Below are 20,155 nucleotides of genomic sequence, written 5' to 3'. Positions count from 1 at the left end.
CTAGTTGCCTCCTGTCGGGGTGCCGGAGACGGAGGGGGCGGGCGTGGCGCCGGAGGGCGCGGGGGCGGGCGGGGTGGCGAGCGTGGGGGCCGGCGGGCCGGCGAGCGCGGATTCCTTGCGGTCGGCGAGCCGGGTGACGGCCCACGCGCCGACGGGCGCGAGCGAGATCGCCATGGCCAGGAGGGCCCAGGTGCGCATGGCCACATGGGTGTGGCCGAGGAAGAACGACGCGGTCAGCGACGACGCGAGCACGGCCGCCCAGAACAGATGGATCCGGAACGTCAGCAGCCGGTCGGGGCTCGCGTCGCCACCCTTCGGCGTGACGACGAACCGGCAGGGCAGCCGGAGCACGGCGGCACTCAGCGACTTCAGATAGATGGGCGCGGAGAGCGCCGACATCGCCATCCCGGCGAGCCCGCCCGACCCCTGCGGCTCGTGCGGCGAGACGTTGTGCCTGCGGTTCCACAGGTACAGCCCCACCTGGAGGGCGGCCGCGTCGCTGTACAGCATCAGCCAGACGGAGGCGGCGACCTCGGTCCCGGACGCCCCGAACCACAGGAACAGCACGCAACTGACCATGCCGAGCAGCCAGTTGATGGCCGTCATCGGGTAGTAGACGAGCATCAGCGTGTACGAGAAGAGGCGCCCCCACGGCATCGTGAAGGGCGCCTTCCAGTACTGCTTGAACAGCGTCTCGTACGTCCCGCGCGACCAGCGCATCTGCTGGACGAAGAAGTCCGTCCAGGACGCCGGGCCCTCCCCCACCGCGAGCACGTCGGGCGTGTACACGGACCGCCAGTGCCCGCGCGTCGCCGGGTTCCGGTGCCGGTGCAGTTCGAACCCGGTGGCCATGTCCTCGGTGATGGAGTCGTACAGCCCGCCGATCTGTCGCAGGGCCGCGAGGCGTACGACGTTGTTGGTGCCGACGAACATGGGGGCGCGGTAGCGGTTGCCGGCGCGCTGGATGAGGGCGTGGAAGAGGAACTGCTGGGATTCGGCCGCCTTGGTGACCGGGGTGACGTAGTTCCCGTACACCTGCGGTCCGACGACGAAGGCGACGTCCGGGTCGCGGAAATAGCCCAGCATCCGCTCCAGGAACTCGGGGAGCGGCACGTGATCGGTGTCGACCGAGGCGAAGAACTCGTACTCCTCGCCGTGCCTGGCGATCCACGCGTTGTAGTTGCCGTGCTTGGTACGGGCCTTGTGGACGCCCTTGGAGCGGTTCCACTCGGGGACGCCGTTGCGGGTGAAGTGCCGGACGCCGAGCTCCTCGCAGAGGGCCTTGGCCCGGTCGTCGTCGCCCTCGTCGAGCAGCCAGATGTCGAGGTGGCCACTGTGCCGGAGCCGGGTGGCGCCCTCCAGGGTGGCCCGGACCATCGCGAGGGGTTCCTTGCCCGGGACGTAGGTGGTCAGGAAGGCGACGCGCGTGCCGGCTTCGGGGACGACCGGTACGGGATCGCGCGCGACCATCGTCGCGTGCGCGATCGACACCACGTTGACGACCATGAACAGCTCGATCAGGCCGATGGCTGTCAGCATCGCGAGGTCGAGCCCCACGAGCCACGTGTCGCCGCCCTCACGCTCCACCCAGTGCGTGGGCCAGACCAGATAGACGAGCAGGGCGCCGGTCAGCAGCGGCGCCAGCGTCATCAGCAGCACGGCCCGTATTCGATGCGGCTCCTTCGAGAGGAGCTTGCGGTACCGCACGCGGTACGGCGGTTCCCCCGCCTCCGTGAGGGGGCCGGCGAGTCTGCTGTGGGTCTCGTAGTCGTAGCCCTCCAGCCTCACGGCGCCCTCCGGTGATCGAACGAGTCGATATGTACACGAAAGGGCCGATCGGGTGGTGCGTCCAACCACATTGGGCCGAACGGGTGTGGGCGCCCGGCAGCTCGGCGGACAGGGTGCGTTGACGCGCACGGACGCGCTGCGGCTGCCCGCGGGCCGAGAAGCACGGGGCGCAGCCCCTGCTTTTCAGGGGCGCGGGGGAACTGCGCGACCAGCCCCCACCGGACCCGCACCCGCCCACAGGCCCCAGGCGCTCCAACACCGCGTCACGGCGAAACCCCGGCCCACAGGGGCCGTGGTTTCGGCACTACGGCGGGGGTACGGCGGTACGCGGGTACGGCGGTACGCGGGGTACCTGCGGCCTACTCGGACAGGTGGCGCTCCACCCTCTCCACCTTCGACGTGAGGCCGTCCGTCACGCCGGGCCGAATGTCGGCCTTGAGGACGAGTGAGACGCGGGGTGCGCGCTCCTCGACAGCGGCGACGGCCCGCCGTATGACGTCCATCACCTCGTCCCACTCGCCTTCGATCGAGGTGAACATGGCGTCGGTCCGGTTCGGCAGGCCCGACGCACGGACGACCCGTACGGCGTCGGCGACGTACTCCCCCACGTCCTCGCCGACGCCGAGCGGCGTCACGGAGAAGGCGACGATCACGCTTTCACGACCCCTTCGCTCTCGCCGCCGGCGCGGGACGCGAACGCCGCGCCGACCGCGTCCTCGGCCTCGCGTCGAAGTTTGCGGTCGGCGAAGAACCCGCCGGTGGGCAGGACGGAGAGGGCGAAGTAGAGCGCGGCGGTCTTCAGGGACCACTTCGTGCGGTTCCAGGCGTCGGCCCAGAAGACCAGGTACAGGAGGAAGAGGATGGCGTGGACCCAGCCCATCACCGGCACCGCGTTGAACTCCGTGGTGCGCTTGAGCACCGAGCAGACGAGCAGCAGCAGGAAGGAGACGGCCTCGGGGGCGGAGACGAGGCGCAGGCGGCGGAGGGCGGAGGCGGTCTTTATGTCCACGGGTCACCTTCGGTGAGGTCTGGGGGCGAGTCGTCGCGTCGCTCGGCGGTCCTTGTGAACGGAAGCACAAGCGACGCCCATTCTGGCATCCGTCAACCTCCCGATGGCCCTAGGGGTCCCTTCAGGGTCGAGATCCCCCTCAAGGGCCTGTCCTGTCCCCCCTTTGGCCGGTTACCGTCACCCCGTGGCAATGTTCCGACTTCAAGGCAGCAAAGTGCTGGCCGTCGACATGACCGGGGACGCCGTCAAGGCGAAGAACGGCTCGATGGTCGCCTACGACGGTCAGATGTCGTTCAAGAAGCTGAGCGGCGGCGGTGAGGGTCTGCGCGGGATGGTGACGCGGCGCCTCACGGGTGAACAGATGACGTTGATGGAGGTGACCGGGCAAGGGACCTGCTGGTTCGCGGACCGGGCGTCCGAGATCAACCTCGTGAATCTTCAGGGGGACAAGCTGTACGTGGAGTCGAGCAATCTGCTCGCGACGGACTCCGGACTGCGCACGGGCACGAGCTTCACGGGGCTGCGCGGCGCCTCGCAGGGCAACGGCCTGTTCACCACGACCATCGAGGGCCACGGCCAGGCGGCGATCATGTCCGACGGCCCTGCGGTGGTGCTGCGGGTGAGCCGCCAGTACCCGCTGACGGTGGACCCGGGGGCGTACATCGCGCACCAGGGCGACCTCCAGCAGTCCTTCCAGTCCGGTGTGACGTTCCGCACGTTCATGGGCGAGGGCGGCGGCGAGGCCTTCCAGATCCGCTTCGAGGGCGACGGGCTCGTCTACGTCCAGCCCAGCGAGCGCAACACGGTGGCGGGAGACGTGTGACATGGCCTTCCGTGAGATCAACTCGAAGATGATCGAGGCGACTGTGATGCCGGGCCAGCGGCTGTTCAGCCAGCGCGGCGCGATGCTCGCCTACAAGGGCGAGGTGTCCTTCACCCCCAACATGCAGGGCGGTCAGGGCGGTATCGCGTCGATGATCGGCCGGCGGGTGGCGGGCGAGGCGACCCCGCTGATGACCGTCGAGGGCAGCGGCACCGTGCTGTTCGGGCACGGCGGCCACCACATCCAGGTGATCAACCTGACCGGCGAGACCCTCTACGTCGAGGCCGACCGCCTGCTCGCCTTCGACGGCACCCTCCAGCAGGGCACGATGTTCATGGGCTCGCAGGGCGGCGTCATGGGCATGGTCCGGGGCCAGGTGACGGGCCAGGGCCTGTTCACCACCACCCTCAAGGGGCACGGGGCCGTCGCGGTCATGGCGCACGGCGGGGTCATCGAGGTCCCGATCACCCCCCAGCGCCCGGTCCACGTGGACCCGCAGGCGTACGTGGCGCACCACGGCGACGTACGCAACAAGCTTTCCACCGCGCTCGGCTGGCGCGACATGGTGGGCCGGGGCTCCGGCGAGGCGTTCCAGTTGGAGCTGAGCGGCAGTGGTGCGGTGTACGTCCAGGCCTCGGAGGAGAAGCTGTGAGCATGTACGGGGCCCCGGTCGCCGGCCCGACCGTCTTCGACCCGATGACGCTGCCGTCCGACGACAACGTCAACAACTACACCTTCTGCGTGGAGCTCAAGGGGAGCCAGTGGTTCCTGCAGAAGGGCAAGATGATCGCCTACTACGGCCAGATGGACTTCAACGGCATCGGACACGGCCGTTTCGGCGGTCTCGTCCGTACGTCCTTCCATTCGCCTCTGCACGCGAGCGACTGGGTCGTGGCGGAGGGCTCGGGCAAGATGCTCCTCGCCGACCGGGCCTTCGACGTCAATTCGTACGACCTCGAGGACGGCAACCTGACCATTCGCTCGGGCAACCTCCTCGCTTTTCAGCCAAGTCTGGCACTCAAGCAGTCGATCGTTCCGGGCTTCCTGACCCTGATCGGGACGGGCAAGTTCGTGGCGGCCTCCAACGGCCCGGTGGTGTTCATGGAACCCCCTATCCGGGTCGACCCGCAGGCCCTGGTCGGATGGGCCGACTGCCCTTCGCCGTGCCACCACTACGACCACGGTTACATGGCGGGCCTCATGGGCGGCCTACGTGCGATGACGGGGGTCGGTGGCGCCTCCGGCGAGGAGCACCAGTTCGAGTTCGTCGGCGCGGGCACGGTCCTGCTCCAGTCGTCCGAGGCCCTCATGGCCGAGCAGGCCACGGGCATGGTTCCGCACGAGCCGGGCGTGCCCGGCGGCGGTGGGGTCCCCGGTCAGCACGGACAGCCGGCGGGGGCACCGCGCCTTCCCGGACAGCTGGGTGACCTCCAGCGTCGCTTCGGGCTGTGAGCGGTAGTCTGCGGAGTGTGACATCGAACGTGTGCACGTTGTCATGCCCCAACCCGTAGGACCCGACCTGTCCGTACGACCGGTAGCACCGAACCCTCACTAGTTCGCCTTTCAACCTTTTAGGTAGACTTCATTCATGGAGACCGAAACGGCCACGCGCTGGCTGACCGATGCGGAGCAGTGCGCCTGGCGCACCCATCTGGACGTCAACAGGCTGCTGACGCACCAGCTGGAAAGGGACCTGCAGCCGTTCGGCCTGACAATGAACGACTACGAGATCCTGGTGAACCTCTCCGAGTCGGAGGGCCGACGGATGCGGATGAGCGACCTCGCCGCCGCCACCCTCCAGTCCAAGAGCCGCCTCTCGCACCAGGTCACGCGTATGGAGAACGCGGACCTGGTGCGCCGGGAGAACTGCGAGTCCGACCGGCGCGGGCTGTTCGCCGTGCTGACGGAGCACGGCATGGAGACCATGCAGCGGGTGGCGCCGCATCATGTCGCCTCCGTACGGCGGCACTTCATCGATCTGCTGCCGGAAGAGGCGCTGGAGGAGCTGCACAAGTCGCTGGTGCCGATCGCGGGACACCTGCGGAGCCATCGCGGCAAGCCGTAGCGCTCCGCTCGGGCCGACCCTTCGAGCGCCGGGGGACTGCAGGGCCTCTTACGGCCGCGGGTTGACCGTGGCTGGTCGCGCAGTTCCCCGCGCCCCTCACATGGGCAGCCGGAGTTCGAAGAGCGCACCCCCGCCGGGGGCGTCCTCGACCGTCAGGGTGCCTCCGTGGCGGACGGCGATGTCCCTGGCGATGGCGAGGCCCAGGCCCGCGCCGCCGTCGTCCCTCGCCCGGGATTCATCCAGCCGGACGAAGCGTTCGAAGATGCGTTCGCGGTCGGCCCGGGGGACGCCCGAGCCGTCGTCGGCCACCTGGAGGACCGCCCGGTCCTGGGTGGTGCGCAGGGTGACGGCGACCCGGTCGTGGGCGTGGCGGCGGGCGTTGTCCAGGAGGTTGCCGAGGACACGGCAGATCTGGTTGCGCGAGCCGCGCAGCTCCACGGACTCGACGCCGTCCAGGGTCACGCCCTCCCGGGACGCCACCTCGTCCCGTACGACCTTCGCCAGGTCGAACCGCGCGTCCGGCGGCGGCCGCTCCCCCGCGTCCAGGCGCGCGAGCAGCAGCAGGTCGGCGGCCAGGCTCTGCAGTCGTACGGTGTCCGCGACCGCCCCCTGAAGATCCAGCAGCTCCGGGTGGGCAGCGCCCACTTCGAGCTGGGTGCGCAGCGACGCGATCGGGCTGCGCAGCTCGTGCGAGGCGTCCGCGACGAACGCGCGCTGCCGCTCCACCGAGGCCTCCAACGCGGCCAGCGTCTCGTTCGTCGTACGCGCCAGCCGGGCGATCTCGTCGTGCGCGTCCGGCTCGGGGACGCGCCGGGAGAGGTCCTCGGAGGCGGTGATGGCGGCCATCTCGGAACGGATGCCCTCGACGGGGCGCAGCGCCCGCCCGGTGACGACGTACGTCACCCCGCTGACCGTCAGCAGCAGCAGCGGCAGCCCGATGAGCATCGTCGTCAGCGCGGTGCCGACGGCGTCCTCCTCGGTGGAGAGCGGGGCGCCCGCGTAGACGGTGAGCGACACGCCGGCGGGAGTGACCACGTCGACCGCGGCGAACCGGTAGTCCGCCGTCACCCCCTCGACGGTCGCGGTGCCCTCGCCGTACCACGTCTCGTCGGCGACCTCGCGGGCATCGAGAGTGCCCGCGTCCTCCGCGTCCCGGTCCCCCTCCGCCCGGTCGTCGGCGTCGTCGTTGGTCTCGGAGTTCAGGCGGTCCGAGGAGACGGCGGTCACGTTCATGCCCTCGACGTCCTCGCCGACCGCGACGGGCTTCTCGCTGCGGTCCAGGACCTCGACGGGGTTCTCGTCGCCGTCCGGCAGCCTCAGCTCGTCGTAGGCGAACCCGTTCGCCAGCGCCGAGGCGGCGTTGCGGGCCACGGAGTCGGCCTCCGCGTCCGCCTTGTCGATGAGGCTGAACCGCAGCGAGAGCAGGACGGCGGCGCCCGCGGCGACCAGGGCGACGGCGACGACGACGGTCGCGGCGAGGGTGGCGCGGGCCCTCACCGAGCCGAGACGGCGCTTCACGGGCGGACCTCCAGTCTGTATCCGGCTCCGCGGACGGTCTTGATGAGCGTGGGGCCGAGCTTGCGGCGCAGGGTGCTGATGTAGACCTCGACGATGTTCGGGTCGCCGTCGTAGGCGAAGTCCCAGACGTGCTCCAGGATGTCGGCCTTGGACACGACCTCACCGGCTCTCAGCACGAGCTGTTCCAGGACGGAGAACTCCTTGGTGGTGAGGGTGATCTCGTCCTCGGCGAGGAACACGCGCCGGGCGGCGGTGTCGAGCTTCAGGTCGCCGACCTCGTGCACGGGCGAGGCACCGCCCGACGGACCGCGCCGCCGCAGCAGCGCCTTCACCCGGGCGACGAGGACGACGTACGAGAACGGCTTGGTCAGATAGTCGTCGGCGCCCGTGTCGAGGCCCTCGGCCTCGTCGTACTCGCCGTCCTTGGCGGTGAGCATCAGGATCGGCACGTCGTGGCCGGCGGCGCGCAGGGCGCCGCAGACCCGGTAGCCGTTCATGCCGGGCAGCATGATGTCGAGGATCACGAGGTCGTACGACCCCTCGCTCGCCCGGTGCAGGCCCTCGACGCCGTCGTGGACGACGTCCACGGCGTAGCCCTCGGCCGTCAGTCCCTTGGCCAGCGACACCGCGAGCCGCTTCTCATCTTCCACGATCAACAGGCGCATGCGTTCAGCTTGGCAAACCGAACCTGAAGCGGTCTTCAGGGGGCTTCAGGTCCGCTTCAGCGTCGGTCGGCCAGATTGGTCCTCGTCGAAAGCAGACGAGGCCGACAAGCCGCCTGCAACCGGCGACACCATCCGTTACTGGTTGCAGCCAGTCGCATTCCGGAGGAATCCCATGAAGCGCAACATCGTCATCGCCACCATCACGGCCGTCGCCCTGATCGGCGGCGGCACCGCGACCGCCATCGCGGTAGCAGGTGACGACGAGGCGCCGGCGAGGAAGACCGTGTCGGTGGCCAACGACGACAACGACCGCGACGACGTCGACGACACCGCCGACAGCGACGACACGGCCCAGGACAAGGCCGAGGACCAGGCCGCCCGCGACACGGACCAGGACGCCGAGGACAAGGCCGAGAACGCCGCCGAGGCGAAGGCCGGCCAGGTCACGGCCGCCGACGCGATCAGGACGGCACTGAAGCACAAGGCCGGTACGGCGGTCTCCGCCGACCTCGACGACGAGGGCACGAACCTGGTGTGGGACGTCGACGTGCTGACGGGCGGCGGCAAGTGGTTCAGCGTCCAGGTCGACCCCGGCACCGGCAAGGTCCTCGGCTCGCACGCCGACCGGGACGACGACGGTGACGACGCCGCCGAGACCGAGCAGATCCGGACCGCCCTGAAGGGCAGCTCCGTGACCGCCGCCGAGGCCGCCCAGGCCGCCGCCGCCAAGGGCACGGTGACCTCCGTCGACATCGACGAGGAGAGCACTGACCAGGCCTGGGAGGTCGACACCACCGCCGCCGACGGCACCGGCAGCGACTGGAGGGTCGCCCTCGACTCCGGCAAGCTCACCGCCGACCGCTCCAACGACTGACCTCCTCCCCGCCAGACACAAAGCTTTCCTCTCCCCCCACAGGTAGGGGCACCCGGCACCGGGTGCCCCTACCGCCTTTTCAGGGTCCTGGACACGTCGTCCGGGACCCGCTCACCGCTGTGCGCCGGCCCGCTCCACCGCGCTCCGGGGAGGCTCCGGCGCGCGACCCCGCAGCCTCCCCGCTCCCACGGCGCTCGCCGCGAGCAGCGCCGCGCCACCCGCGAGGGCGAAGCCGAGGGCCGGGGAGAAGTGGGCGACCAGGAGGCCCGAGGTGGCCGCTCCCGCCGAGATACCGGCGTTGACGGCCGTGTTGACCCAGGCGCCGGACCGCGTGCGGGCGACGGGCGGAGCGGAGGCATCGGCGACGAGGTACGCGGTGGTCAGGGCCGGGGCGACGAAGAGGCCGGCGCAGACGATGGCGCCGGTGAGGACGGCGAGGTTCGGGGCGAGCCCGGCACCGGCGAGGGTGAGGCCGAGGCCCCCCGTCAGCAGCGCCAGCCGTACGCGGGCGCCGGAGCACCACTCGACCGCACCGTACAACAGGCCGCCCACCGCGCTCCCGGCCGACAGCGCGGCGAAGATCCAGGCCACGACGTCGTCCCCGTGACCCTGCTGCTCGGCGAAGGCCAGCACGAGCAGGTCGAGCGCGCCGAGCGACAGCCCGACCCCGCCGGCCGCGACGACAGGAGGCACGATCCCGGCCACCACCCGAGGCCTCCGTCCCCGGGCCCCCTCCTTCGGCGCGGGCCCACGCCCCGGCATCCGCGTCACCGCCGGAGAGGTCACGAACCCGTAGGTCCCCGCCACCACCAGCAGCGCCCCCACGACCAAGGCTGCGGCCGGAGCGGCGAACTGCACCACCCCGCCCACCACCAAGGGCCCCGACACGAACAACAGTTCCTCCGCGACCCCGTCGAGGCTGTACGCACGCCGCAACAGCCCCTGGTCCGCGGCGAGTTCACTCCACACCGTCCGCATCGTCGGCCCGAGCGGCGGTGTACAGGCCCCCGCCGCCGCCGCGACCGCCCCCAGCACCGGCCCCGACGCCCCCGGCCGCCAGCTCGCCACCGCCAGCGCGCCGAGCAGCCCGGCGTACAGAGAGGCCATCGGCAGCAGAACCCGGCGCGGGCCGTACCGGTCGACGAGCCCGGCCCTCACGGGTGAGAGGAAGACGCTGGTGGCCCCGAACAGGGCCATGACCGTGCCGGCGACGGCGTACGACCCCGTCGTACGGGTCACGGCGAGCAGCACGGCGACGGGCACCATGCCGTAGGAGAGCCGGCCGACGAGTACGGCGGCGAAGGTGCGGCGGGCGTACGGGATGCGGAGCACCGCGGCGTACGAGGGCCGCGGGGAGGTCGCGGACATGCGAAAGGTTCCTCACTCGGAGGCGAAAAGGGGACACCGATGTCCCGCATGCCGACCGTTCGGCAACTGCGGGACCGTCCGCGCTCTACGCAAAGTGAAGGAACATGCCGCCAAGCTAACAGCCCGCGCGGGAGCTCGGGAGTGGAGGCTCGTAGGCGGGTGCGGCGCCGGTGGGGGCTGGTCGCGCAGTTCCCCGCGTTCCTAAAGGCCCAGGCCCCAGCGGGCCTGAAAGACCACGGGCCGTGCGTTGAAAAGCACGGGGCGCAGCCCCTGCTTTTCAGGGGCGCGGGGAACTGCGCGAGAAGCCCCACCGGGGCCGCGGACGAGGGTCGAAGGGGCACAGCCCCTGGGGATGGGACGGGCAGGGGCGGCGGGGGCGAGAAAAGGACCGGGCCCGGCCCTGGGCTCAGCCCGCCGTCAACCCCGCCACCAGCTCGTCCGCCGCCCGATAGGGATCCAGCTCCCCCGCCACGATCCGCTCGGCGAGAGCCGACAGTCGCCGATCGCCGTGCAGGTCCCCGATCCGCTCCCGCAGGGCCGTGACCGCGATGGTCTCCACCTCACGCGCCGCGCGGACCCGCCGGCGCTCCACGAGGACCCCCCGCTCCTCCATCCACGCCCGGTGCTTCTCCAGCGCCTCCACGACCTCGTCGATGCCCTCCGCCCGTGAGGCGACCGTCTTGACGATGGGCGGCCGCCAGTCCCCGGGCCTGCGGGACTCCCCCAGCCCCAACATGTGGTTCAGCTCGCGCGCGGTCGCGTCGGCGCCGTCCCGGTCCGCCTTGTTGACGACATAGACGTCACCGATCTCCAGGATTCCGGCCTTGGCCGCCTGGATGCCGTCCCCCATGCCGGGCGCCAGCAGCACCACCGACGTGTCCGCCTGCGAGGCGATCTCCACCTCGGACTGCCCGACACCGACCGTCTCGACCAGGATCACCTCGCACCCGGCCGCGTCCAGCACCCGGATCGCCTGCGGGGCCGACCACGCCAGACCGCCCAGATGACCGCGCGTCGCCATCGAACGGATGTACACGCCGGGGTCGGAGGAGTGCTCCGACATCCGGACCCGGTCGCCTAGGAGGGCGCCTCCCGAGAACGGCGACGACGGGTCGACGGCGAGCACGCCCACCCTCTTCCCGGCCCGCCGGTACGCCGTCACCAGCGCCGACGTGGACGTGGACTTGCCCACGCCGGGCGAGCCGGTGAGGCCGACGACATACGCGCCGCCGGTCAGCGGGGCGAGCGCCGCCATGACCTCACGGAGCTGCGGGGACGCCCCCTCCACCAGGGAGATCAGCCGGGCCACGGCCCGCGGCCGGCCTTCCCGGGCCTGGGCCACCAGGGTGGAGACGTCCTGCATCACAGCTCCGTTCACGAAAAAAGGCCCCACAAGGAGAACTCAGGCCTTGGGTACCCGCACGATCAGCGCGTCACCCTGCCCGCCGCCACCGCACAGCGCGGCCGCGCCGACCCCGCCGCCGCGCCGCTTCAGCTCCAGGGCGAGGTGGAGGACGAGACGGGCGCCGGACATGCCGATGGGGTGTCCGAGAGCGATCGCACCACCGTTGACGTTCACCTTTTCCGGGGACACGCCGAGGTCCTTCATTGACTGCACGGCGACCGCGGCGAAGGCCTCGTTGATCTCGATCAGGTCGAGATCGGCCACGTCCAGGCCGTCCTTCTTCAGGGCGTGCAGGATCGCGTTCGACGGCTGCGACTGCAAGGAGTTGTCCGGCCCGGCCACGTTCCCGTGCGCGCCGATCTCGGCGAGCCACGTGAGGCCCAGCTCCTCCGCCTTGGCCTTGCTCATGACGACCACGGCGGCGGCGCCGTCGGAGATCTGCGAGGCGGAGCCGGCGGTGATCGTGCCGTCCTTGGCGAAGGCCGGGCGCAGCTTGCCCAGCGACTCGGCGGTGGTCTCACCGCGAATGCCCTCGTCCTGGCTGAAAACAACCGGTTCACCCTTGCGCTGCGGGATCTCCACCGGCGTGATCTCGGCCTCGAAGAGGCCGTTCTTCTGGGCGGCGGCGGCCCGCTGGTGGGACTGGGCGGCGATCTCGTCCTGCTCGGGGCGCAGGATACCGAGACGCGTGTTGTGCTTCTCGGTGGACTCGCCCATGGCGATGTTCTCGAAGGCGTCCGTGAGCCCGTCGTACGCCATCGCGTCGAGCATCTGGATCGCCCCGTACTTGTGGCCCTCACGGGACTTCGGGAGCAGGTGGGGGGCGTTCGTCATGGACTCCTGACCGCCCGCCACGACCACGTCGAACTCGCCGGCGCGGATCAGCTGGTCGGCCAGGGCGATGGCGTCGAGGCCCGAGAGACAGACCTTGTTGATCGTGAGCGCGGGCACGTCCATGGGGATGCCCGCCTTGACGGCGGCCTGGCGCGCCGGGATCTGCCCCGCCCCGGCCTGGAGCACCTGGCCCATGATCACGTACTGCACCTGGTCGCCACCGATCCCCGCACGGTCCAGGGCGGCCTTGATCGCGAAGCCGCCGAGGTCGGCTCCGGAGAAGGACTTCAGCGAACCGAGCAATCGTCCCATGGGCGTCCGGGCGCCCGCGACGATCACCGAGGTCCTGCCGTTCGTTCCAGTCATGAGGTGCGATCCCCTTCCAGCTTGCACAGCCGAGAAGTGAGTGAACGAGGGTTTACTTCGAATGTACTGAGTGGCACTCCGTGCCGTCACCGGCCCGCCGGTGTGATCGCGCGCACGTTGCGTAACCGTCGCCGGGGCGCTGCACTGACACCATGCTGACGCGAATCGACCACATCGGGATCGCCTGCTTCGACCTCGACAGGACCGTCGAGTTCTACCGGGCCACGTACGGCTTCGAGGTGTACCACTCCGAGGTCAACGAGGAGCAGGGCGTGCGCGAGGCCATGCTCAGGATCAACAGCACGGACGACGGCGGCGCCTCCTACCTGCAGCTCCTGGAGCCCACCCGCGAGGACTCCACCGTCGCGAAGTGGCTGGCCAAGAACGGCGAGGGGGTCCACCACATCGCCTTCGGCACGGCGGACGTCGACGGCGAGGCGGCCGCGATCAAGGACAAGGGCGTACGCGTCCTGTACGAGGAGCCCCGAGTCGGCTCCATGGGGTCACGGATCACGTTTCTTCACCCCAAGGATTGCCATGGCGTACTGACAGAACTGGTCACTTCGGCGCCAGTTGAGTCACCTGAGCACTGACCCCCGTACATATGGGCCGGTAGGGTTGGGGTCGGCCGTCGCCTTCGAGGGGGACGGCCCGGGTCCTGCCGCCTTCCGACGAGCGGGATTCAAGGGCACCGCGGAGATCCATCAGTGGTTGTCCGAGGGCCGGGGTCCAGGTTTCGGGGGACGAGGGTGAGGGCGGCAGCCCGTGCTCCGCCGTTGATCTGACACCATTCCCCGGGGGCACCGTTCGGCGGTTGGACGGAGCTCGTTTGCCAGAGGTTGCGACCAGGGGACGGATGGGACCGCGCAGTGCGGGGCTACGAACGCCAGGAGCGAGAGCCGGCGGCTGACGTCGACCACCTCTCTCGGTTCGAGGCCGAGATGGAGCGGCTGAAGACCGAGCGGGAAAAGGCGATCCAGCACGCCGAGGACCTCGGCTACCAGGTCGAGGTGCTGCGCGCCAAGCTGCACGAGGCGCGCCGCACCCTCATGTCCCGGCCCGCCTACGACAGCGGGGGCGACCTCGGGTACCAGGCCGAGCAGATGCTCCGCCAGGCCCAGATGCAGGCCGACCAGCTGCGCACGGACGCCGAGCGTGAGCTGAGCCAGGCCCGGGCGCAGACCCAGCGGATCCTCCAGGAGCACGCCGAGCAGGCCGCACGGCTCCAGGCGGAGCTGCACCAGGAGGCGGTCACCCGTCGCCAGCAGCTCGACCAGGAGCTGTCGGAGCGCCGCCAGACGGTCGAGTCGCACGTCAACGAGAACGTGGCGTGGGCCGAGCAGCTCCGCGCCCGCAGCGAGGCCCAGGCCCGCCGGCTCGTCGACGAGTCGCGTGCGGAGGCCGAGCAGGCGCTGGCCGCCGCGCGCGCCGAGGCCGAGCGGCTCGCCACCGAGGCCCGTCAGCGGCTCCAGAGCGACTCGGAGGCCGCCCGCGGCGAGGCCGACCAGATCCTGCGCCGGGCCCGCGCCGAGGCCGAGCGGCTGCTGAACGCGGCGTCCACGCAGGCCCAGGAGGCCACCGAGCACGCCGAGCAGCTGCGCACCTCCACCGCCACCGAGTCGGACTCCGCCCGCCGCCAGGCATCCGAGCTGAGCCGGACCGCCGAGCAGCGCATGACGGAGGCCGAGGCGGCCCTGCGCGAGGCGCGCGCCGAGGCCGAGAAGCTGGTCACGGAGGCGAAGGAGAGCGCGGCCAAGGCCGTCGCCGGCGCCGAGTCGACCAACGAGCAGCGCACACGTACGGCCAAGGAGCAGGTCGCCCGGCTGGTCACGGAGGCCACGAAGGAGGCCGAGGCCACCAAGGCCGCCGCCGAGGAAGTCGTCGCGGACGCCAAGGCCGAGGCCGAGAAGATCGTCGCCGAGGCCTCCGAGAAGGCCCGCTCGCTCACCGCGGAGGAGTCCGCCTCCCAGCTCGCCAAGACGGCCAAGACCGCCGAGGACGTGCTGAACAAGGCGTCCGAGGAAGCCAGGAACACCACCAAGGCCGCCGTCGAGGAGGCCGAGCGCGTCCGCGCCGAGGCCGAGGCCGAGGCGGACCGGCTGCGCGCCGAGGCGCACGACCTCGCCGAACAGCTCAAGGGCACGGCGAAGGACGACACCGAGGAGTACCGCGCCAAGACGGTCGAGCTGCAGGAGGAGGCGCGCCGACTGCGCGGCGAGGCCGAGCAGCTGCGCTCCGACGCGGTCGCCGAGGGCGAGCGGATCCGGTCCGAGGCCCGGCGCGAGGCCGTCCAGCAGATCGAGGAGGCGGCCAAGACCGCCGAGGAACTGCTCGCCAAGGCACGCACGGACGCCGACGAGCTGCGGCAGACGGCCACCGCGGACAGCGAGAAGGTCCGCACCGAGGCCATCGAACGTGCTTCGACGCTGCGCCGCCAGGCCGAGGAGACCCTGGAGCGCACCCGCAAGGAAGCCGAGCGCTACCGCGCCGAGGCCGCCGAGCAGACCGAGGAGCTGAAGGCCGAGGCCGAGCGCGTAGCCCGCGACCTGCGCGAGGAGACCGAACGCGGCGTCGAGGCCCGCAAGGCCGAGGCCGCCGAGGAGCTGACCCGGCTGCACACCGAGGCCGAGGCCCGCCTGGCCTCCGCCGAGGAGGCGCTCGCCGACGCCCGCGCCGATGCCGAGCGGATCCGCCGCGAGGCCGGCGAGGAGAGCGACCGGCTGCGCTCCGAGGCCGCCGAGCGCATCCGTACGCTCCAGGCGCAGGCCGAGGCCGAGGCCGAGCGGCTGCGTGACGAGGCCGCGGGCGACGCCTCCGCGTCCCGTGCCGAGGGCGAGGCCATCGCCGTACGCCTGCGGTCGGAGGCCGCGGCCGAGGCGGAGCGGCTGAAGTCCGAGGCTCAGGACACCGCGGACCGGGTACGGGCGGAGGCGCAGGCCGCGGCCGAGCGGCTCGCCACGGAGGCCTCTCAGGCGCTGGCCGCCGCGCAGGAGGAGGCCGCCCGGCGCCGCCGCGAGGCGGAGGAACTCACCGGCGCCGCCCGTCAGGAGGCCGACCAGGAGCGCCGGCGGGCCCGCGAGCAGAGCGAGGAGCTGCTGGCCTCGGCGCGCAAGCGCGTGGAGGACGCCCAGGCCGAGGCCGTACGGCTGGTCGAGGAGTCCGAGCGGCGCGCCGGCGAGATGGTGTCGGCGGCCGAGCTCCACGCCCAGCAGGTGCGGGAGTCCGTCGCCGGGCTGCACGAGCAGGCCCAGGAGGAGATCGCCGGGCTGCGCAACACGGCCGAGCACGTGGCGGACCGGATGCGCCGGGAGGCGGAGGAGGAGTCGGACCGGGTCCGCGCCGACGCCTACGCGGAGCGGGAGCGGGCCACCGAGGACGCCAACCGGGTCCGCCGTGAGGCACGGGACGAGACGGACGCCGCCAAGGCGCTGGCCGAGCGCACGGTCGCGGAGGCCATCGCCGACGCGGAGCGGGTGCGTTCGGACGCCTCCGAGCACGCCCAGCGGGTCCGTACGGAGGCCTCGGACGCCATCGCGCGGGCCGACCAGGACGCCTCGCGCACCCGGGCCGAGGCCCGCGACGACGCCAACCGCATCCGTTCGGACGCGGCCACCCAGGCCGACACCCTCATCACCGAGGTGACGGCCGAGGCGGAGCGGCTGACGCGGGAGACCAACGAGGAGGCCGAGCGCGTACGGGCCGAGTCCGTCGCCAAGGCCGACCGGCTGATCGGCGAGGCCACCGACGAGGCCGAGCGGCTGCGGGCCGAGGCCGCCGAGACGGTGGGCTCCGCGCAGCAGCACGCCGAGCGGGTGCGGGCCGACGCCGAGCGCGCGCGGTCCGAGGCGGAGACCGAGGCCGACCGGCTCATGGCACATGCGCGCGAAGAGGCCGACAACACCCTCGACGAGGCCCGCAAGGACGCCAACAAGCGGCGCTCCGAGGCGGCCGAGCAGGTCGACACGCTCATCACGGAGACGGCGGCCGAGGCCGACAAGCTGCTCACCGAGGCGCAGTCGCAGGCACTGAAGACCACCGCGGACGCCGAGGGACAGGCCGACTCCATGGTCGGCGCGGCCCGCAAGGAGGCCGACCGGCTGGTCTCCGAGGCGACCGTCGAGGGGAACTCCACGGTGGAGAAGGCCCGTACGGACGCCGACGAGCTGCTGGTCGGCGCGCGCCGGGACGCGACTGCCATAAGGGAGCGGGCCGAGGAGCTGCGGGACCGCATCACGGCCGAGATCGAGGCCCTGCACACGCGGGCCCGCCGTGAGGCCGCCGAGACGATGAAATCGACCGGCGACCGTTGTGACGCGCTCATCAAAGCCGCCGAGGAACAGTTGGAGAAGGCGACGTCGAAGGCCAGGGAGATCGTTTCCGAGGCCAACTCCGAGGCGGGCAAGGTCCGTATCGCCGCGGTGAAGAAGGCGGAGGGTCTCCTGAAGGAGGCCGAGCAGAAGAAGTCCACGCTCGTCCGTGAGGCCGAGGAGCTCAAGGCCGAGGCGATCCGTGAGGCCCGCCGCACGGTCGAGGAGGGCAAGCGCGAGCTGGAGGTGCTGGTCCGGCGCCGCGAGGACATCAATGCCGAGATTTCCCGTGTCCAGGACGTCCTGGTGGCGTTGGAGTCTTTTGAGGCCCCGTCGGGCGGCAAGGACGGTGGAGTCAAGACGGGTGCCACGGCGGGTGCGACTCGTTCGGGTGGCAAGTCGTCAGACGGCTAGCGATGCAGAGGCGTTGCGGGTATGTTCCCGCTCCGCCCGAGTCGCTAGTGACACCAATTTGTGTTCGTTCCGTGCTTCCCAAGGCTTTCATGCAAAATCTCTGGCAAGCATTCCGATGGTCGGCACTCAAAAGGGGCGTCATTCTCCAGATCAAACGTGCATCTGCTCGATGACACGCCGCTTCGCCCCCTAGGATTCCACCTATCACCTCACCGGTCTCATTCGACAGGAACCCCATGAGCGACACTTCCCCCTACGGCTTCGAGCTTGTGCGGCGTGGATACGACCGCGCTCAGGTGGACGAACGTATCTCCAAGCTCGTCTCCGACCGTGACTCCGCTCTCGCCCGCATCACCGCTCTGGAAAAGCGCATCGAGGAGCTTCACCTCGAGACGCAGAACGCCCAGGCCCAGGTCACCGACGCGGAGCCGTCGTACGCGGGTCTCGGCGCACGCGTCGAGAAGATCCTCCGCCTCGCCGAGGAGGAGGCGAAGGACCTGCGCGAGGAGGCCCGTCGCGCTTCCGAGCAGCACCGCGAGCTCGCCGAGTCGGCGGCCCAGCAGGTACGCAACGACGCCGAGTCGTTCGCTGCGGACCGCAAGGCCAAGGCGGAGGACGAGGGCGTCCGGATCGTCGAAAAGGCCAAGAGCGACGCCTCGCAGCTGCGCCAGGAGGCGCAGAAGGACGCGCAGTCCAAGCGCGAGGAGGCGGACGCCCTCTTCGAGGAGACCCGCGCCAAGGCCGCGCAGGCCGCCGCCGACTTCGAGACGAACCTCGCCAAGCGCCGCGAGCAGTCCGAGCGGGACCTGGCGTCGCGTCAGCAGAAGGCCGAGAAGCGTCTCGCGGAGATCGAGCACCGCGCGGAGCAGCTCCGCCTGGAGGCCGAGAAGCTGCGCACCGACGCCGAGCGCCGTGCCCGCCAGACGGTGGAGACCGCTCAGCGTCAGGCCGAGGACATCGTCGCGGACGCGAACGCCAAGGCGGACCGGATCCGTTCGGAATCCGAGCGCGAGCTGGCGGCTCTGACGAACCGCCGCGACTCGATCAACGCGCAGCTGACGAACGTGCGCGAGATGCTGGCGACCCTCACGGGTGCGGCCGTCGCCGCGGCGGGCACGCCGGTCACGGACGACGAGCCGATCTCGCGCGGAGTGCCGGCGCAGCAGTCCCGGTAACACCTTTGCGTGACGGCGACAGCCGGAAGAGGCCACCAAGGCCCGCGTCTCCCCTCCGGGGGGCGCGGGCCTTGGCCATTCCCCCTTACGCGGCCGCGTAACTCGCCATGGCGCGGCTCGGTTGGCGGGTGCGGGTCGTGTGCGGTTGCTCGCGCGGTTCCCCGCGCCCCTGATGACGACGGCCCCGCGGGCCCCTGAAGAGCAGGGGCGCAGCCCCGGCTCTTCAGGGTGAGGGAAACCGCGCGACCTGCCCCCGCTCACCCGCACCCGCCGAACCGACCGATCTGCTCCCCCCTGGACCCGGCCTACGGGCGCTCACCGTTTCCTCCATACCCGACTGCGGCAGTCGTGCCGCCGACGCGGCACGGGCAGGCACGGCAGCACCCCGTGGCGCCGAGTTGCGCGACCTGCCCCCGCCCGGCTCCGGCGCCGGGTTCTCGATGGCTCGGGGGCTTACCCGGCTTCGCGGCTGCCACCGGTACGTGGCCGGTCGCGCGGTTCCCCGCGCCCCTGAAGGGGCTTCGCGCCTCCGGTGGCAGGGGCCCGGCCTCCGTTCTAGCGTGGCCGCATGATCGAGCTCGACGGGCTGACCAAGCGGTACGGCGAGAAGGTGGCGGTCAACCATCTGACCTTTGCCGTGCGGCCCGGGATCGTGACCGGGTTCCTCGGGCCGAACGGGGCCGGGAAGTCGACGACGATGCGGATGATTCTGGGACTCGACCGTCCCACCGCGGGGGACGTACGGATCGACGGCACGCACTACGACGGCCTCAGGGACCCGCTCACGTACATCGGCGCCCTGCTGGACGCCAAGGCCATGCACGGCGGCCGTAGCGCCTTCAACCACCTCCTCTGTCTCGCGCAGAGCAACGGGATCCCCCGGGCACGGGTGCACGAGGTGCTGGACACGGTCGGGCTCACCTCGGTCGCGCGGAAGAAGGCGAAGGGGTTCTCACTCGGGATGGGGCAGCGGCTCGGCATCGCCGGTGCGCTGCTCGGCGACCCACGGATCCTGATGTTCGACGAGCCGGTCAACGGACTCGACCCCGAGGGCATCCACTGGATCCGGAACCTGATGAAGTCCCTCGCGGCGCAGGGGCGGACCGTGTTCGTGTCGTCGCATCTGATGAGCGAGATGGCGCTGACCGCCGACCATCTCGTCGTCATCGGGCAGGGCCGGCTGCTCGCCGACACCTCGATGGCGGAGTTCATCCGGCAGAACTCACGGTCGTACGTACGGATTCGTACACCGCAGCGGGAACGGCTGCTCGACGTCCTGCACGCGGTCGGCGTGATGGTCGTGGAGACGGGCAACGGGACGCTGGAGGTGGACGGCGGGAAACCGGAGCAGATCGGCGAGCTGGCCGCCCAGCATCAGATCGTGCTGCACGAACTGAGCCCCCAACAGGCCTCGCTGGAGGAGGCGTTCATGCAGCTGACGGCCGAGTCGGTGGAGTACCACGCGCACGACGGCGCCCCGGCGGCGAGCCCGGCCCCGGTCCCGGTCCATGACTGGGGCAGCAGCTGGAACCGGGAGGGCTGAC

17 protein-coding genes are annotated in these 20,155 nt (G+C 71.1%); 9 read left to right on the top strand and 8 right to left on the bottom strand.

The features are described 5' to 3' along the window. From OG858_RS31690 to OG858_RS31680, 3 genes are all read right to left on the bottom strand, one after another. Nucleotides 1-1,788 carry a glycosyltransferase family 2 protein gene (locus OG858_RS31690; protein WP_328544216.1) on the bottom strand — a complete coding sequence of 596 codons (1,788 nt, stop codon included), beginning with the start codon at nt 1,786-1,788 and terminating at the stop codon, nt 1-3. A gap of 359 nt (nt 1,789-2,147) precedes the next feature. After that, the gene (locus OG858_RS31685; RefSeq protein WP_086749201.1) at nt 2,148-2,441 is read right to left on the bottom strand and encodes an MTH1187 family thiamine-binding protein; all 294 of its coding nucleotides are present in this window, start codon (nt 2,439-2,441) and stop codon (nt 2,148-2,150) included. Continuing rightward, nucleotides 2,438-2,797, bottom strand: a complete 360-nt coding sequence (locus OG858_RS31680) for a DUF3817 domain-containing protein (protein ID WP_086749200.1) — start codon at nt 2,795-2,797, stop codon at nt 2,438-2,440. Before OG858_RS31680 ends, OG858_RS31685 begins: the two co-directional genes overlap by 4 nt. Nucleotides 2,798-2,987: 190 nt before the next feature. Here OG858_RS31680 and OG858_RS31675 point away from each other — a divergent pair, with 190 nt between their 5' ends. The 4 genes from OG858_RS31675 to OG858_RS31660 all read left to right on the top strand — a co-directional run bounded on the left by OG858_RS31675 (nt 2,988) and on the right by OG858_RS31660 (nt 5,685). Next, nucleotides 2,988-3,620, top strand: coding sequence for an AIM24 family protein (locus tag OG858_RS31675; protein WP_046708947.1), 633 nt, complete (start codon nt 2,988-2,990; stop codon nt 3,618-3,620). A gap of 1 nt (nt 3,621) precedes the next feature. Further along, the gene (locus OG858_RS31670) at nt 3,622-4,272 is read left to right on the top strand and encodes an AIM24 family protein (RefSeq protein WP_033529327.1); all 651 of its coding nucleotides are present in this window, start codon (nt 3,622-3,624) and stop codon (nt 4,270-4,272) included. A 2-nt stretch (nt 4,273-4,274) separates the two neighbouring features. Continuing rightward, nucleotides 4,275-5,072, top strand: a complete 798-nt coding sequence (locus OG858_RS31665; RefSeq protein WP_319068923.1) for an AIM24 family protein — start codon at nt 4,275-4,277, stop codon at nt 5,070-5,072. Nucleotides 5,073-5,208: 136 nt separating this feature from the next. Continuing rightward, on the top strand, nt 5,209-5,685 hold the full coding sequence (locus tag OG858_RS31660) for a MarR family winged helix-turn-helix transcriptional regulator (protein WP_319068884.1): 477 nt from the start codon (nt 5,209-5,211) through the stop codon (nt 5,683-5,685). Nucleotides 5,686-5,781: 96 nt separating this feature from the next. Here OG858_RS31660 and OG858_RS31655 read toward each other — a convergent pair whose 3' ends face one another. Then, nucleotides 5,782-7,203 carry a sensor histidine kinase gene (locus OG858_RS31655; protein WP_319068883.1) on the bottom strand — a complete coding sequence of 474 codons (1,422 nt, stop codon included), beginning with the start codon at nt 7,201-7,203 and terminating at the stop codon, nt 5,782-5,784. After that, nucleotides 7,200-7,868 carry a response regulator transcription factor gene (locus tag OG858_RS31650; RefSeq protein WP_037695455.1) on the bottom strand — a complete coding sequence of 223 codons (669 nt, stop codon included), beginning with the start codon at nt 7,866-7,868 and terminating at the stop codon, nt 7,200-7,202. The genes OG858_RS31655 and OG858_RS31650 overlap by 4 nt, the downstream gene beginning before the upstream one ends. 172 nt (nt 7,869-8,040) lie before the next feature. On the opposite strand from OG858_RS31650, the gene OG858_RS31645 reads away from it, so the two are divergent. After that, nucleotides 8,041-8,742, top strand: coding sequence for a PepSY domain-containing protein (locus OG858_RS31645; protein WP_328544217.1), 702 nt, complete (start codon nt 8,041-8,043; stop codon nt 8,740-8,742). 111 nt (nt 8,743-8,853) lie between these two features. Here the strand turns inward: OG858_RS31645 and OG858_RS31640 are convergent, their stop codons facing one another. From OG858_RS31640 to OG858_RS31630, 3 genes are all read right to left on the bottom strand, one after another. Next, nucleotides 8,854-10,110, bottom strand: a complete 1,257-nt coding sequence (locus OG858_RS31640) for an MFS transporter (protein ID WP_328544218.1) — start codon at nt 10,108-10,110, stop codon at nt 8,854-8,856. A 406-nt stretch (nt 10,111-10,516) separates the two neighbouring features. After that, entirely contained in the window at nt 10,517-11,473 is a 957-nt protein-coding gene (meaB, locus tag OG858_RS31635; RefSeq protein WP_086750365.1) for a methylmalonyl Co-A mutase-associated GTPase MeaB, read from the bottom strand. A 39-nt stretch (nt 11,474-11,512) separates the two neighbouring features. Continuing rightward, nucleotides 11,513-12,715, bottom strand: a complete 1,203-nt coding sequence (locus OG858_RS31630) for an acetyl-CoA C-acetyltransferase (protein ID WP_086750364.1) — start codon at nt 12,713-12,715, stop codon at nt 11,513-11,515. Nucleotides 12,716-12,867: 152 nt separating this feature from the next. On the opposite strand from OG858_RS31630, the gene mce reads away from it, so the two are divergent. The 4 genes from mce to OG858_RS31610 all read left to right on the top strand — a co-directional run bounded on the left by mce (nt 12,868) and on the right by OG858_RS31610 (nt 20,154). After that, complete coding sequence (gene mce / locus OG858_RS31625) at nt 12,868-13,308, top strand: methylmalonyl-CoA epimerase (RefSeq protein ID WP_013000629.1); 441 nt, start codon at nt 12,868-12,870, stop codon at nt 13,306-13,308. A gap of 276 nt (nt 13,309-13,584) precedes the next feature. Further along, nucleotides 13,585-17,436, top strand: a complete 3,852-nt coding sequence (scy, locus tag OG858_RS31620) for a polarized growth protein Scy (protein WP_319068880.1) — start codon at nt 13,585-13,587, stop codon at nt 17,434-17,436. 236 nt (nt 17,437-17,672) lie between these two features. Beyond that, the gene (locus tag OG858_RS31615) at nt 17,673-18,611 is read left to right on the top strand and encodes a coiled-coil domain-containing protein (RefSeq protein ID WP_037695441.1); all 939 of its coding nucleotides are present in this window, start codon (nt 17,673-17,675) and stop codon (nt 18,609-18,611) included. Between the two features lie 568 nt (nt 18,612-19,179). Next, entirely contained in the window at nt 19,180-20,154 is a 975-nt protein-coding gene (locus OG858_RS31610) for an ABC transporter ATP-binding protein (RefSeq protein WP_086750362.1), read from the top strand. The last annotated feature ends 1 nt before the right edge of the window (nt 20,155 follow it).

The sequence above is a fragment of the Streptomyces europaeiscabiei genome, from assembly GCF_036346855.1.
In the GTDB taxonomy this organism is placed as follows: domain Bacteria; phylum Actinomycetota; class Actinomycetes; order Streptomycetales; family Streptomycetaceae; genus Streptomyces; species Streptomyces europaeiscabiei.
Note: the sequence above shows the minus strand (reverse complement) of the source record. Positions and strands in the feature narration are given on the sequence as shown.